General features: G+C 76.8%; 4 protein-coding genes. All 4 read right to left on the bottom strand.

What is annotated here, in order from left to right; all coding sequences use genetic code 11:
• Positions 1–12: 12 nt before the first annotated feature.
• Positions 13–708, bottom strand: coding sequence for a hypothetical protein (locus tag AC230_RS19345; protein ID WP_198535566.1), 696 nt, complete (start codon positions 706–708; stop codon positions 13–15).
• Positions 671–1,732 carry a GSCFA domain-containing protein gene (locus AC230_RS19340; RefSeq protein ID WP_049717546.1) on the bottom strand — a complete coding sequence of 354 codons (1,062 nt, stop codon included), beginning with the start codon at positions 1,730–1,732 and terminating at the stop codon, positions 671–673. The genes AC230_RS19345 and AC230_RS19340 overlap by 38 nt, the downstream gene beginning before the upstream one ends.
• Positions 1,733–1,837: 105 nt before the next feature.
• The gene (locus AC230_RS19335) at positions 1,838–10,960 is read right to left on the bottom strand and encodes a non-ribosomal peptide synthetase (RefSeq protein WP_049717545.1); all 9,123 of its coding nucleotides are present in this window, start codon (positions 10,958–10,960) and stop codon (positions 1,838–1,840) included.
• Positions 10,957–14,943, bottom strand: a complete 3,987-nt coding sequence (locus AC230_RS19330) for a non-ribosomal peptide synthetase (protein ID WP_078871396.1) — start codon at positions 14,941–14,943, stop codon at positions 10,957–10,959. The genes AC230_RS19335 and AC230_RS19330 overlap by 4 nt, the downstream gene beginning before the upstream one ends.
• Positions 14,944–15,329 lie beyond the last annotated feature (386 nt).

The following is a 15,329-nucleotide window of genomic DNA, read 5'->3' as shown; positions in this document are numbered from 1 at the left end:
GCCGGATACGGGTCACAGTCCGCGGTCGAGGAGTTCGGCGAGGATGATCCGGCCGAAGGCGAGGTTGCCGTGGATGATGTCGTCCTTCTCGCACAGCTCCGGCCGCTGGAGCCCCGACGCGTCCGTGGTGCGCGCCCGCACGTCCACGACCTCCACGCCCAGTTCGGCGACGGCCCGGCCGACGCTCTCCTGCGCCGCCATGAACACCTCGCGGTCCGACATGCCGGGCACCCGCTGCGGCGGCATCACCGCCAGCACCCGCAGGCCGAGGCCGCGGGCGTGGGCGTAGAAGGCCAGCGCGTCGCGGACGGCGGCCCGGACGAGCGCGTCGAACAGCGGACCGCCGAGGAAGCCCGGCGGGAAACCGCCGTCGCGCGTGCGGTAGATCCGCCAGTTCTCCGTCGTCGCCACGAAATGGGCGCTGAAGCCGAACGTGCACACCAGCGGCACGGTCAGCCGGTCCAGGCCCGGCACGCCCAGCTCGTCGAGGGCCGACCGGTAGCGGGACTCCGTCTCCGCGTCGCGGAAGACGACGTCGTCCCCGCGCAGGTCGTGGAACCCGGCGGTGAAGTCCCGCCCCGAGCCGATGGGCCCGCCCGCGAACGGGACGCCCGCGGCCTTCGCCGCCCGGCCCACGGGACCGGCGTGCGAGTCGCCCAGCAGCAGGAACCTAGCGGGCGTTGTAGTAGTCGAGTACGGCGTCGTCACACCAGAAGTCCTCTCCGGCGGTGGGCCGGTCGTGGCGGTCGGGGGCGGTTGCGGACGGGCCCGTGGCGGCCCCGGGCCGGCCGGCGAGCGCGCCGAAGAACCGGTCCATGACGAAGGCGACGCCCTCCCGCGTCACCGTGCGCAGGTTGGGCTCGAAGAACGCGCCCCGGAACGGGGTGCCCGTCACGATCTCGTACGCCGGGAAGTAGTCGATGTCCTCGTGTCCGGCGGCCAGTTCACCGGCGACGGCCCGCAGGACCGCCTTCGAGTGCGTGGTGGCCGTCAGCGCGTGGCCGCCGGTGGCGGTCGCCGTGAGCGGCACCGGCGAGACGGTGAGCAGCACCCGCAGCCCCGGGTTGACGGACCGGGCCAGCTCGACGGCGGCGGTCAGGTCCCTGCGCACCTCCTCGAAGGTGAAGTTGTGGAAGACGTGCCGCGCGGGGTCGAAGGTGCCGCGCACGGTGCCCGGGCACACCGGGAGCACCGTGCCGTCGGCGGTGTCGCGCCACGCCTCGGTCAGCCCCAGCGTGAAGATCAGGCAGTCCGCCTCGGCGAGGGCCCCGCGGATCGCGGCGAGCGTGGCGGCGCGGGCGGCGAACAGCTCGTCGGGGGAGGCGTGCCCGGCCGGTTCGACGGACGGACGGCAGGGGTCGTACCAGCGGCCGTCCTCCCGCCACACCTCGCGGGGCGGCTCCTCGGCGCCCAGCGCCCAGGCGAACCACTGCCGCAGCACGGCGGCGGTGTAGATGTTGCCGGTGCGGAAGGAAAAGACGCCGAAGTGGCGGTCCCGGCGCTGCTCCGGCGTCAGGCCCGGGGGAGCGAGCTCGGCGTCGCGCCAGTTCATGCCCCGGTCGCGCAGGGCGCGGCCGATGTGCCGGGCGAAGCAGGACCCGGCCGTGAGGAGGACGTCGTCCTGGCCGATGGCGAACTTCGGGGTCCACAGGCCGTCGATGTCCGCCCACGCGGGTTCGGCGACCGCCGTCCGCCAGAAGGAGCGGGGCGGGAGTGACTGGTAGGGATTCATGGGACGTGCTCTCGGCCTCGGTTCGTCGGTTGGTCGGCGGTCGGTGACGGTGGTCGGGGGTGGCCCGGACCCGGCGGCGGGGGTGTCCGCCGGGCCCGGACCGGTTCAGGTGCGGGCGGACGCTCCCGCCGCCGGGGCGCACGCCGCGTTGACGGCCTCGGCGACCACCGCCACGTGCGGCGCCCGGACGATCCCGTAGTGCGTGGTGTCCAGGCACCGCGCCTCCGCCAGCAGCGGCAACCGCTCCCGCCACAACAGGCCCTGCTCCTCGGCCGGCCGGCGGGCCGGCAGCCCGGTCTCCGCCCGGCCCGCCAGCCACAGCCGGACCGGCGTGGCGGGCAGCGGCGGCGGTTCGTGGCCCGCCATGCCGGCCAGGTTCGCCCGGCAGCAGCGCGCCAGCCGCTCGGCGTACGCGCGGGCCTCCGGCCCCGCCGGGCCGCCGGAGCCCGCCTCGGCCAGCTCCCGGGCGAAGAGCCGCTCCAGCCGCTCCTCGTCGTACTCCACGGCGTCCTTCCCGGCGCCGGGCGGCGGCGGGTCGAGCAGGTACAGCTCCGCGACCGGCCCGTCGGACGCCTCGGCCCCGGCCGCCATCGCCTGGGCCACCCACGCGCCGAACGACCAGCCCGCCAGCCGCCAGCGCCACGCGTCCCGGGGGAAACGGCCGCGCAGCGCCGCGAGGTAGCGGGCCGCGCGCTCGGCGACCGTCCAGCCGGGGGCCTCGTCGCCGCGCAGCCCCGGGTCGGTGATCAGGCAGACGGTCAGCCGGGGATCGAGGGCCGACACCAGCTCGCGGTACGCCTGGACGTCCCCGCCGACCGGGTGCACCAGGCACAGGACGTCACCGCCCGTGCCCTCCTGCCAGACGTCCAGCGGCACGGCCTCCGCGGCGTCCCCCCGCGCGTCGCCCTGCGGACCGGCGGTGGCCGCGGCGAGGTGCTCCAGCACCTCGGACAGGCTCACCCGGTGGCTCAGCCGCGACAGTTCGAGCTCGACGCCGTACTCCTCCTGGACCGTGCTGATCAGGTCGAGCAGGGTGAGCGAGTCGGCGCCGAGGTCGTACAGGGACGCCTCGGGGTCGAGGGCGTCGACACCGAGGGACCGGCACAGCCAGTCCGCGAGCCGCCCGGCGGCCGGAACCGGCGCCGGTGCCGAAGCCGGCGCCGCGACGGGAGCCGTCCCGGGCCGCGGCGCGTAGAAGACGCGCGCCTGCTCCATCTCCGTGGTGCACACGAGGAGTTGGGGAAGCCCCAGCCGCAGGGCGTCGGCGAACAGCCGCTGCCCCTCCTTCACCGTCAGGCCCACCGCGAGGTGCGCCCGGTGGCGCGCGTCGGCCTCCGGCGCGCCCAGCGCCATGCCGGTCTCGTTCCAGACGTCCCAGTCGATACCGACCCGCAGCGTCGTCCCGCCGTCGCCGCCCCCGTACCGGGCGAACCCGTCGAGCAGCCCGTTGGCGGCGGCGTAGTCGAACTGCCCCACGCCGCCGAACTGCGCGGACATCGACGAGCAGTACACGGCGAACGCCGGCCGGTGCCGCTCGATCAGCCGCTCCACCAGGAGCGCGCCGCGCACCTTGGCCGCCGAGGCGTGCCGCGCGGCGGCGGCGTCGCGCCGGGCCAGCAGCCCGCCCGCCGCCACACCCGCCGCGTGCACGACGCCGTCGACGCGCGGGGCGACGCGGGCGAGACGGGCGAGGACCTCCTCCGGCGCCGCCGTGGCCAGGTCCGCCTCCAGCAGGTCGACCCGGCCGGCCCACGGTTCCAGTTCCTCCGGCAGTTCCGCGCGGCGGGCCACCAGGACGACGCGGCGGTCCGGGCCGTCCAGCAGCCGGGCCGCGACGCTCCGGCCGATGCCGCCGGTGCCGCCGAGGACCACGTACGTGCCGGGCCCCGCCGGGTGTTCCGGCGCGGGGGCGGGGGCGGGCACCGGCAGCAGCGCCTGCCGCCACCAGTAGCCCTGCCGCAGCGCCAGCCGGCGCGGCGGCTCCCCGCCCGCGGCCGCCGCGGCCAGCAGGGCGGCCAGCGGCGCCCACCCGGCCGGGTCGCGGCCGGGCAGGTCCACCCAGCGGCCCTCGACGCCGCACTCCTGCGGGACGACCTCGGACGCGCCGGCCAGCAGGCCGAGTTCGGGCCGGACGACGGGGCCCTCGACGGGCTGGGCGCCGTACGACAGCCACCACGGGCGCAGCCGCGTCCCGGCGGGGAGGCCGGCGGCGGCCCGGAGCAGCGCGGCGGGTGTGTCGAGGCAGGCCCACCGGGCGCGTTCCAGCGTCTCCTCGTCCGGCTCCCCCTCGACGGCGAGGGGAAGGGCGTGCAGCCAGTCGACGCCGGTGGCCCCGGCGCCGGTGAGCGCGTCCAGCACCCGCCGCAGCGACGCCGGTTCGGCCGGGTCGGCCTCGTAGCGGTCCGCGCCGGCACGGGCGAAGGCCGCCGCGGCGCGGACGTGCACCACGCGCTCGTACACCGCCTCGAACGGGCGCAGCGCCCCGGACGGCAGGGGGCCGTCCGTCAGCACCACCAGCGTGCCGGCGCCGCGGGAGGCCGCCGTGCCGGACGCGTGCCGCCACCGCACCCAGTGCGGCTGGTGCAGCCACGCGCTCTGCGGGAGCCGCTCCGGCCAGGCGGGCCCGGGGGGCGGCCCGGGTGCGGCAGGGGCGGTTCGCACGACGTAGCGGTCCAGGTCGAAGGCGGGCGGCGGGAAGTCCCACGGTGCCTGTGCCGTACCTCCGGGCCACCGGACCTCCGCGCCGGCCAGCCAGGCGGCCGCCAGCTCCCCGGGCGGCACGTCCTCGGCGGCCAGGGTCGTCCCGTCCGCCGTCACGGCGGTGCCGCCGGTCACCGTCCGCAGCCAGGCCACCGCCTCGGCCGCGTCGGCGCACACCGCCGCCGCCCGCCGGGCCAGGGCCGGGCGTCCGGCCTGCAGGTGCCGCAGCACCCGCCCGTACTCCTCCGGCCGCTCCCGCAGGTAGTCGGCGATCCGCGCCGCGTCGGCGCGCAGACCGGCCTCGCCGGCACTGGACAGCGGCAGGACGGGCACGGGCACCGGGACGTCACGCGGCGCGTCCGCCGGGTCGCCGGCCTCCAGCACCAGGTGGACGTTGGTGCCGCCGATGCCGAAGCTGCTCACCGCGGCCACCCGCGGCCGCCCCTCGGGCCAGGGCTCCGCCGCCGCCGGGATCCTGAACGGCAGGCGCTCCGAGGGGATTTGGGGGTTGAGGCGGCGGAAGCCGACGGTGGGCGGGACGATCCCGTGGTGCACGGCCAGCGCGGCGCGGACCAGGCCGACGACGCCCGCCGCCGCGCCCAGGTGCCCGAGCTGGCTCTTGACCGACGACAGCGCGCACCGGCCCGGCTCCTCCAGGCCGTACGCCTGCCGCAGCGCGCCCACCTCGACCGGGTCGCCGAGCCGGGTGCCCGTGCCGTGCGCCTCGACGTAGCCGAGGTCGGCGGCGTCACGGCCGCTGCGGCGCAGCGCGGCGCGGATCACCTCGCGCTGCCCGGCCAGCGAGGGAGCGCTGTAACTCATCTTCTCCGCGCCGTCGTTGTTGACCGCCGAGCCGGTGACCACGGCGTAGACGGTGTCCCCGTCCCGCCGGGCCAGCCGCAGCGGCTTGAGCACGACCACGCCGACCCCGCTGGCGCCGACCGTCCCCGCGGCGTCGTCGCTGAAGGGGCGGCAGTGCCCGTCGGGGGAGAAGATGTGCTGCGGCTGGTAGCGGTAGCCGCCGGTGAGGGTCGGATCCACGAGGACGCCGCCGGCGAGCATCACCTCCGCGTCGCCCTGCCGCAGCAGCCCGGCGGCCACGTGGACGGCCAGCAGCGAACTGGAGCAGGCGGCCTGGACGGTGAACGCCGGGCCGGTCAGCCCCAGATGGTAGGCGACCTTGGTCGTCAGGAAGTCCTTGTCGTGGTGCTGCGCCAGCCGGAACCCGTCGGGCAGCGCCGCCGGGTCGGCGTCGCGCAGCAGCGACTGGAAGTAGGTGTTCTCGCCGCAGCCCGCGACGATGCCGGTGCGGCGCGCCGCCGGGCCGCCGCCGAGGCCGGCGTGCGCCAGGGCCTGCACCGAGGCCATCAGCAGGTGCCGCTGCTGCGGATCCATCAGCCGGGCCTCCTGGCGGCTGACCCCGAAGTGCCCCGGGTCGAAGTCCAGCGGCCCGGACAGCTGGCTGCGGGCCCCGACCAGGCCGTCGTCCGCCTCGAAGTGCTCGATGCCGCGCCGTCCTTCGCGGACGAGCTCCCAGAAGGCGGCGAGGTCGTCGGCGCCGGGCAGCCGGACGGCCATGCCGACGACGGCGACGGGCTCGTCGCCGCCCGCGGCCGGCGTGCGGTCCGGTGCCGCGGCCGGGCCGGCCGGCTCCAGGAAGCGGGCCAGCCGCCGCACCGTGACGTGCTCGAACAAGTCCGGTATGGAGAAGTCCAGTCCGGGTTCGTCCGTGCAGCGCAGGTGGAAGCGCATCAGGTCGAGGCTGGAGGCGCCGGCGTCGAAGAAGCGGTCGTCGGGGGCGACGGGGCGGCCGAGCACCTCCTCCAGCAGCGCGGAGAGCCGTGCCTCCAGCGGCGACGGCGCGGGCCCGGCTGCGGCCCGCGGGCGCAGGTCCCTGCCCGGCGCGGCGAGGGCGCGCCGCCGGTCGAGCTTGCCGCTGGGGGTCAGCGGCAGCGCGTCGGTGACGCGGAAGCGGTCGACGCGCACGTGCGAGGGCAGCAATTCGCCCAGGTGGGCGGTCAGTTCGTCGGCGGTCGGGGGCTCGCCGTGGCACTGGAGGCAGGCCGCCAGGCGTCCGCCGTCCGCCACCACGACCGCGTTGACGACGGCGGGGTGGCGCAGCAACGCCGCCTCGACCTGGCCGAGTTCGAGCCGGTGGCCGCTCAGTTTGACCTGCTGGTCCTCGCGGCCGAGGTAGTGCAGCAGGCCCTGCCGGTCGAAGAAGGCGCGGTCGCCGCTGCGGTAGAAGGTCCCGGCGCCCGGGACCTCGGTGAAGCGGGAGGCGTTGAGCTCCGGGTCGCCCAGGTAGCAGGGGGCGGCCATGGGCCCGCCGATCAGCAGGCTGCCGGGGCAGCCCGGCGGCACGGGCTCGCCCGCCGCGTCCACCACCCGCAGCCGGGCGCCGGCCACCGGGCGGCCGATCGCCGGGCGGGACGGCCAGGCCGCCGGGTCGCCGTCCAGGCACAGTCCGCTGACGACGTGCGTCTCGGTCGGCCCGTAGTGGTTGAACAGCCGGGCCCCCGGCAGCCCCGCGAACCAGGCGCGCACCGCGTCGGTGCACAGCAACTGCTCGCCGGCGGTGACGACTTCGCGCAGCCGTGACGGGTAGCGGCCCAGTCGCACCCCGTGCTCGGCGAGGAGCTGGAGGGCCACGTACGGCAGGAAGAGCCGCTCGACACCGGCCGTTTCGAGCTGGTCGAGCAGGGCCGGCACGTCCTGCCGCCAGCCGGGCCGGACCAGGTGCAGGCGGCCGCCGCCGGTCAGGGTGGTGAGGATCTCCTGGAACGACACGTCGAACGACAGCATGGAGAACTGCTGGGTGACCGCGGGGCCCGCGAGCCCCCCGTCCGTCTCCTGCCAGCGCAGCAGGTTGCACAGGGTCGCGTCCGGCACCTGGACGCCCTTGGGGCGGCCCGTGGAGCCGGAGGTGAACAGGGTGTACAGGGGGCGGGCGCTGCCGTGGGCGGGGGCCTCGGGCAGATCCGCCGCGCCCGGCGCCGGCGCGTCGTCCCGCAACTCCACCGCGTGCCGGGCGAGTCCGTCCGGGGCGATCGCGTCGAGCGCAGGTGCGCCGCCCGGCGGCACCAGCACGCACAGCGGCGTCGCCTGCTCCAGCACGTGCCGCAGCAGCTCCGGCGGGTAGGCGGGGTCCAGCGGGACGGCGGTGACGCCGAGCCGGGCCAGCGCGAGGAGCGCCGCCACGTGCTCGACGGAGGGCTCCAGGTACAGCGCGACGCTCGCGGGCACCTCGGCGGGCGGCAGCGGGTGCAGGTCCCGCAGCCGGACCGCCAGCCCCGAGGCGTACGAGGCGAGTTGGGCGTAAGTGACGTGCCGGCCGTCCGGCGTCACCACCGCCGTCGCGTCCGGCGTGCGGCGCGCCTGCCGGGCGAAGCCCTCGGCCACCGTGGTGAACGCGGGCTCGGCCTCCGGGGCCCGCCCGGGCTCGGGCAGGCCGCGCCGGTGCCCGGCGACCAGCTCGGCCGGGGTGCCGTCGCCGCCCTCGGCGAGCGCGTCCAGGCCCTGCCGGAAGAGGCCGTCCACGGCCGCGACCTCGTCCGCCGTGAAGTGGTCGGCGGCGTACTCCCACAGCAGGTCGAGGCCGTCGCCGCGCTCCACGACGGAGAGGGTCAGCGGGCACTTGGCGTCGGCCGGGGCGTGCCACACCGGGCGCGCCTCGACGCCCGGCAGGGCCAGCGCGGAGAAGTCCGTGTTCTCCAGCACGAACAGGAAGTCGAACGGCGGGGCGTCCGTGCGGGACGGCCGGTCGGCGAGCACGTCCGCGAACGCCACGTCCTGCCGCTCCAGCACCTGCCTCACGCGCTCGCCCTCGCGCAGCAGTTGGCCGCGCAGGCTCTCGCGCGGCGCCACCTCGACGGGCAGCAGCACGGTGTTGGCGAACATGCCGACGCTGTCGGCGAATTCGCGCACCGGCCGGTTGGCGACCGGGGCCGCCAGCCGCGGCCGGGTCCGGCCCGCCACCCCGTACAGGCTCCACGCGTACACGCCCAGCAGCAGTTGGAAACGGGTCAGCCCCAGGCCGGCGCAGAGCCGGTCGAGCACGGCGCGCCGCTCGCCGTCCAGCGCGGTGCACAGCAGCCGCCCGGAGCCGTCCGGCCGGGGCAGGGACGGCAGGACGGGCTCCGCCTCGTCCAGTCCCGCCAAGTGGCCGCGCAGCGCGGCGCGCTGCTCCGCGTAGCCGGGCGTGGCGAACCACTCGGCCTGCCATCCGGCGAAGTCCAGGGGCGTCGGCGCGGCGCCGGGCGCCTGCGGGCGTCTTCCGGCGGCCAGGTCCGCGTAGGCCGCCGACACCTCTGCGAACAGCACGTTGAGCGACCAGCCGTCGACGGCGATGTGGTGCAGGCGCAGCAGCAGCGTTCCGCCGCCGGTGCCGTCGGGCAGCCAGCGGGCGTGGAAGAGCTCGGGCCGGGCCAGGTCGAACGGCGCGTCGAGGAAGTCCCGCACGGCCGCCTCGGCCGTGTCCGTCCCGGTCGTCCACGGGTCGTAGGGCGCGCCGGTCTCCTGGCGCAGGCCCTCGGCCGAGGGGACGAAGGCGGTGCGGAGTGCCGGGTGGCGTACCACCAGCAGGCGCAGCGCCTCGCGCAGCGCGCCGGTGTCCACGGGGCCGTCCAGCCGGAAGGCCAGCGGCACGTGGTAGGCGCGGGAGCCGGGGTCCTGCTGCTGGAGCAGCCAGAGCCGCTGCTGTTCGGAGGTGGCGGGCGCGGTCGTCGCGCCGGCCGGGGCGGGCACGGGCGGGCAGGGGGCCGTGCCCGTCTCGCGCGCGGCGGCGAGGGCGGCGGCCAGGGAGGCGAAGTCCCCGTCGACGACGGCCGTGCGCGGCGGTTCGCAGCCCCAGCGGCGGCGCGCCTCGAAGCGCAGCCGCAGGGCCTTGAGGGAGTCGCCGCCGCAGGCGATCCACCGGTCGGCCGGCCGCAGGCCGATGACGCCGAGCACCTCCTCGGCCAGGGCCAGGACCTCGCGCTGCCACGGTGTGACGGCGTCGCCGTCCGCCGTGCGCGCGGGCCGCCAGGGCTCGCCGGCGCGGGCGAGCAGCGCGGCCTCGTCGACCTTGCCGTTGGCGTTCCGGGGGAGGGCGGGCACCCGGTGGACGTGGTGCGGGCGCATGTACGGGGGCAGGGCCGCGGTGAGGTGGCGGTCGAACTCCTCGTAGGACAGCGCCTCGTCGGTCACGACGAAGGCCAGCAGCTCCAGTACGCCGGCGGCGTCGGGCCGGGCGCACACGTGGGCCCGGCGGACGGCCGGGTGGGCGGTGATGCGCTCTTCCAGCTCGCCGGGCTCGATGCGGAAGCCGCGTACCTTCACCTGCCGGTCGACGCGTCCGACGTAGGTGACGAGCCCGTCCTCGTCGAGCCGGACGAGGTCGCCGCTGCGGTAGTGGAGCTCGCGGCCGCCGTCGTGCCGGGGCAGGCGGACGAAGGCGCGGGCGGTCTCCTCGGGCAGGTTGCGGTAGCCGGCCGCCAACCCCTCGCCGGAGAGCAGGAGTTCGGCCAGCTCGCCCGGGGCGGCCGGGCGGTCGCCGGCCACGACGGCGAGCGCGCCGGTGCCGGGCAGGGGGCGGCCGATGGGCACCGCGTCCCCGTCGAAGTCGCGCGGGATCGGGTGGGTCAGCGCGAAGGTCGTGCACTCGGTCGGGCCGTAGGCGTTGTACAGGACGGTGGCGCTGTCCGGGTTGGCGCGGTACCAGTCGCGGACGACACGGGCGTTGAGCTTCTCGCCGCCGATCAGCACCTCGCCGACGCCGGCGAAGCAGTCGGGGACGGTGTCGACGACGGCGTTGAAGAGGGCCGCCGTGACGAACAGGGCGTCGACGCGGGTGTCGCGCAGCGCGGCGGCCAGCAGGTGGGGCGACTGCACCGTCGCGTCGTCCAGCACCACGCAGCAGCCGCCGGTCAGCAGCGGCACCCACACCTCGAAGTTGAGCGCGTCGAACGCCGGGTTGGCCAGCCAGGCGTGCCGCTTGGGGCCGCCGGGCCGCAGCCAGCCCTCCCGGGCCAGCCGCAGGACGCCGGCGCCCGGGACCTCGACTCCCTTGGGCAGGCCGGTGGTTCCGGAGGTGTAGAAGACGAACGCCGTGCCGGGCGCGTCGGTCACCGGCCCGTCGGCGGCGGGGTCCGCGCCGTCCAGGAGCGCCGCGGCCTCCAGGGCGGTGACGCCCTCGCCCGCGCCGGCGGGCGGCGTCCCGTCGTGCACCACGACGACGGCACCCGAGTCGGTGAGGATGTGCCGCTGCCGGGCGGCGGGGCTCTGCCCGTCCAGCGGCACCACCACCGCGCCCGACCGCAGGGCGCCGAGCATCACTTGGACGAGCCGGGCCGAGCGCGGCAGGCACACCGCCACGGCCTGCCCGGGGCGGACGCCGTGGGCGCGCAGGGCGCGGGCGACGGCGGCGGAGCCGGCGTCGAGGCCGGCGCCGTCGAGGACCCGGCCGCCCTCCACGACGGCGGGCGCGGACGGGGCGCGGCGGATCCGGTCGAGGACGCGGCGGGCCAGGCCGGGGGGAGCGGATGTCATCGTGCCTCCTGGGCCGGGGCGGTACGGGGGGCGGGAACGGCGGCCGGGGGCGCCGGGGAGCGGGACAGCTCGGCCGCGACGACGGCGGCCACCCGGACCGCCCCGTCGCCCTCCAGCACGTCCCAGTGGCCGCGGGCCAGCGGCTCGACGACCAGGCCGCCCGCGGTCCGGCGGGCCCAGAACTCCCGGATGCGGCGCAGGTGGGCGGGGTCCACGGGGTCGTCGTCCGGCCCCTCGGCCTGCACCAGGACCGTGCGGGCCGCCGTCGCCGGCACCTCGTAGGCGCGCGCTGTGAGCCGGCTGTGGTTGTAGACGCGGAAGTACCGCTCGATCTGCTCGTCGTCGATGCCCGGGTACATCCCGTTGAAGCGGACGAGCTTGTCGCGGAACTCGGCGAGCCCCACGGGCTCGACGCGGGCCCGTTCGGCCGGGTCGTCGGTGCCGTGGGTGTCCAGCAGCACCACGCTCACGCCGGTGCGGCCGGCCGCCGCCAGCCTGCGGCCCATCTCGTGGGCGATCAGGCCGCCGTACGACAGCCCGGTGAGCACCAACGGTCCCTCGGGCAGCGGTCCGACGAGGCGCAGGTACTCCTCGGCCATCGCCTCGACGGACGGCAGGAGCTGTTCCCCCTCGTTGATGCCGGGCGCCTGGACGCCGGTCACCCCGGCACCGTCGGGCAGCAGCCCGGCGAGCGGCAGGTAGCAGAAGGCGGTGCCGCCGGCGGGGTGGACGCAGATCACCCGGGCCCGTCCGTCGCCGGGGCGGAACTCGACGACGCTCCCGGGGCGGCGGTCCGCCGCGCCCTCGCGGAGCAGCCCGCCGAGCGCCTCGATCGTCGGGTGCAGCAGGACGTCGCGCACCTGGAGGGGCACGCCGAACGCCTCCCGGACGGCGTGGGCCAGCTTGATGGCGGAGATCGACGTGCCGCCGAGGGCGAAGAAGTCGTCCCGTATCCCGATCCCGGGATGGAGCAGCAGCCCCCGCCATATCTGGTACAGCGTCAACTCGATGTCGTCGCGCGGGCTTCCCTGGTTGACGGCGGCGGGCCCGCGGGCCGCGGCCCGCTCCAGCACCGCCGCGCGGTCGAGCTTGCCGTTGGCCGACAGCGGCAGCCGGTCGAACTCCACGAAGACCTGCGGCACCATGTAGTCCGGCAGCCGCCGGGCCAGCGCCGCCCGCCACTCCGCCGCCGGGCGCGGCTCGGCGCCGTCCCGGCCCACGGCCGCCACCAGCACCGGGCCGCCGGGCGCGGCACGGTCCACCAGCACCGCCGCCTCGCCGACCCCGGGCTCGGCCCGCAGCGCCGCCTCCACCTCGCCCGGCTCGATCCGGAACCCGCGCAGCTTCACCTGGTCGTCCAGGCGCCCCGCGTACTCCAGCGCGCCGTCCGACAGCCACCGGGCCAGGTCGCCGGTGCGGTACATCCGCCCGCCCGGCACGAACGGGTCGGCCACGAACCGCCCGGCCGTCAGCCCCGGCCGGCCCAGGTAGCCGCGGGCCAGGCCCGCCCCGGCCACGTACACCTCGCCGGGCACACCCGGCGGCACCGGCCGCAGCCGCCCGTCCAGCACGTACACACGGGTGTTGGCGACCGGCCGGCCGATCGGGCTCTGCCGCTCCAGCGGCCGCGGCGCGACGTGCGCGGTGCTGTACACCGTCGTCTCCGTCGGCCCGTAGCCGTACAGGATCCGCAGCCCCGGCACCGCCTCGGCGAGGCGGTACAACGCGCCCTCGGGCAGCGGCTCCACGCCCGTCAGCAACTGGCGCAGCTCCAGCCCCTTCAGCCGTTCCCCGGGCGCCTCGTCGATCCACCGGACGAAGGCCGGCGGCAGATACGCCTGCGCCACCCGGTGCTCCCGCATCCAGTCCAGCAGCGCCGCCGGGTCGAGGCGCACCTCCTCCGGCACCGGGTACAGCACGCCCCCGGTGGTCAGCGGAAGCAGCAACTCCTGCTGGGCCACGTCGAATCCGGTGCTCGTCCACTGCGAGGCCGGCGCGCCGGGCAGCGCGCCGAACCGCGCCAGCCAGTGGTCCAGCAGATTGAGGACGGCACCGTGCGGCACGCCCACGCCCTTGGGGCGGCCCGTCGAACCCGAGGTGTAGACGACGTACGCCAGGTCGTCGGCCGACACCGCGACACCTGGCGCCTCCCCGGACCCCGCCTCCGCCTCGACGTCCGCGAGCGGCAACCAGCCGGCGGGCGGCGCCGGTTCACCGCTCAGCACCACGGCGGGAGCGGCGTCCTCCACCAGCCCGGCCAGCCGCTCCGCCGGCAGGCCGGGATCCAGCGGCAGACAGGCGGCCCCCGCCTTGAGGACGCCCCAGACGCCCACCGCCAGCCCGGCCGACCGGCGCAGATGCAGCCCCACCGGCTGCCCGCGCCGCACGCCCCGGGCGATCAGCGCCCGGGCCAGCCGGTTGGCCCGCCGGTCCAGCTCCGCGTAGCCGGTCCGCACGGCACCGTCCACGACGGCCGGGGCGTCCGGGCGCGTGCGCGCCTGCTCCTCGAAGCGCTCCACCAGACCCGCGGGGCGGATCCGCAGCGCGGTGGCGTTCCACTCCTCCAGCACGCGGCGGCGCTCCCGCCCGTCCAGCAGGGACAGGTCCGCCACCGGACGTTCCGGGTGGCGCGTCATCCACTCCAGCACCCGCCGCAGCCGGCCCACATAGCCCTCGGCCGTCACCTCGTCGAACAGCGCCTCGGCGTACCGCAGGCTGCCCGTCAGCCGGCCGTCCTTCTCCGCCACCATCAGCGTCAGGTCGAACGTGGCGCCCGGGGCCGGGAGCCGCAGCGGCGACAGCTCCAGCCCCGCCAGCTCCAGCGAACCGCCGTCCGCGTACTGCCACGCCAGCATCGTCTGGAACAGCGGTGTGTGCGCCGGGCTGCGCACCGGCCTCACCAGCTCCACCACGTGCTCGAACGGCAGGTCCTGGCGGCGCAGCCCCGCCCGCGTCACCGACCGCACCCGCTCCAGCGCCCCGGCCACCGTCGGCCCGTCCGACAGATCGACGCGCAGCGCCAGGGTGTTGACGAAGAAGCCCGCGACGCCCTCGACGCCGCCCCGCCGGCGGTTCGCCACGGGGACGCCGACCACCAGGTCCCGCTGGCCCGACATCCGCGACAGCAGCAGCGACCAGCCGGTGAGGACGGTCATGAACGGGCTCGCCCCGTGCCGCTCGCCGAGCGCCCGCACCGCCGCCGTCAGTTCCGCGCCGAAGGAGAAGTGCACCTCCTCGCCGCGGTAATCCTGTTCCGCCGGACGCGGCCGGTCCGTGGGGAGTTCCAGCAACGGCGGTGCGCCCGCCAGGGATTCCGTCCAATACGCGGCCTGTTCCGCGAACGCGCCGTCCTCCCACTCGCGCTTCTGCCGCACCGCGTATTCCGCGTAACCGGCGGTGAGCGGTGGCAGGGGATCGGGCTCCCCGCGCAGAAAAGCCCCGTACAGCGCGCCGAGTTCGCGCATCAGCAGGACTTCCGTCCAGCCGTCGTACACGGTGTGATGGAACGTCAGCAAAAGGTGATGCCGGTTCTCGTCCAGGACGACCAGCCGGCCGCGCGCCAGCGGGCCGCGCGCCAGGTCGAAGGGCGCGGCGGCCTCCTCGCGCCGCAGCCGCTCCAGCCGCTCCTCCGCGCCGGCGCCGGGGGTGCCGGACAGGTCGTCCACGACCAGCGCGAAGCCGGTGTCCACCGGGTCCACGTGCTGGAACACCTCGCCGTCCACGGCCGACAGGCGTGTGCGCAGGGCCTCGTGCCGGGCCGTCAAGGCGTCCAGCGCGCGGGCCAGCGCGCCGCGGTCGAGCGGTCCGCGCACGTCGAAGGCGAGCGGCACGTGGTAGGCCGCGCTCGCCCCCGGGAGCTGCGCCAGGAACCACAGCCGCCGCTGCGCGAACGACGCCGGCACACGGTCCCGCGCGCCGGCCTCCTTCCGTACCGCGTCGGGCAGTTCGGGGTCGGGGACGCTGGAAGTCTGCTGGGCGGGCAAGGCTGCTTCTTCTCCTCGGGGGAGGGTGGTTCTGGTGCGGGCCCGTACCCGGCCGCCCGGAATCAGCGGACGGGGGGAAGGAGTCCGCCCCGGCGCGGCACCGCACCGCGGGGCCGGCGGGGGAGTGGGGCACGAGGCGCGCCGGGGTCGTGGCGCGCGAAAAAAAGGGGGGGTGCCGGCTGCCTTCACAAGGCGCCGTCAGGGCATGGCAAACCTCCGGGCCGACCGGTCGTCACGGGCGTGCTCGACGCGGTGACGACAGCCGCCGTATAGCGCTTCCTGGCTGTACGGCGATGATTGATCACCGGATTGAGCGTGTCAATGGTGATTGCCCGAATGTGATCCTGGTCCCGGAACACCTCGGCCGCCGATGGATGGCACCGGCA

Origin of the sequence: Streptomyces caatingaensis (assembly GCF_001187435.1) — a bacterium.
Lineage (GTDB): Bacteria > Actinomycetota > Actinomycetes > Streptomycetales > Streptomycetaceae > Streptomyces > Streptomyces caatingaensis.
The sequence above is the reverse complement of the archived record's forward strand: the minus strand, read 5'-3'. Positions and strand labels throughout refer to the sequence as shown.

Coding starts and splice junctions, on each gene's coding strand:
- AC230_RS19340 (WP_049717546.1), bottom strand. CDS start 1,732: ATGAATCCCTACCAGTCACTCCCGCCCCGCTCCTTCTGGCGGACGGCG.
- AC230_RS19335 (WP_049717545.1), bottom strand. CDS start 10,960: ATGACATCCGCTCCCCCCGGCCTGGCCCGCCGCGTCCTCGACCGGATC.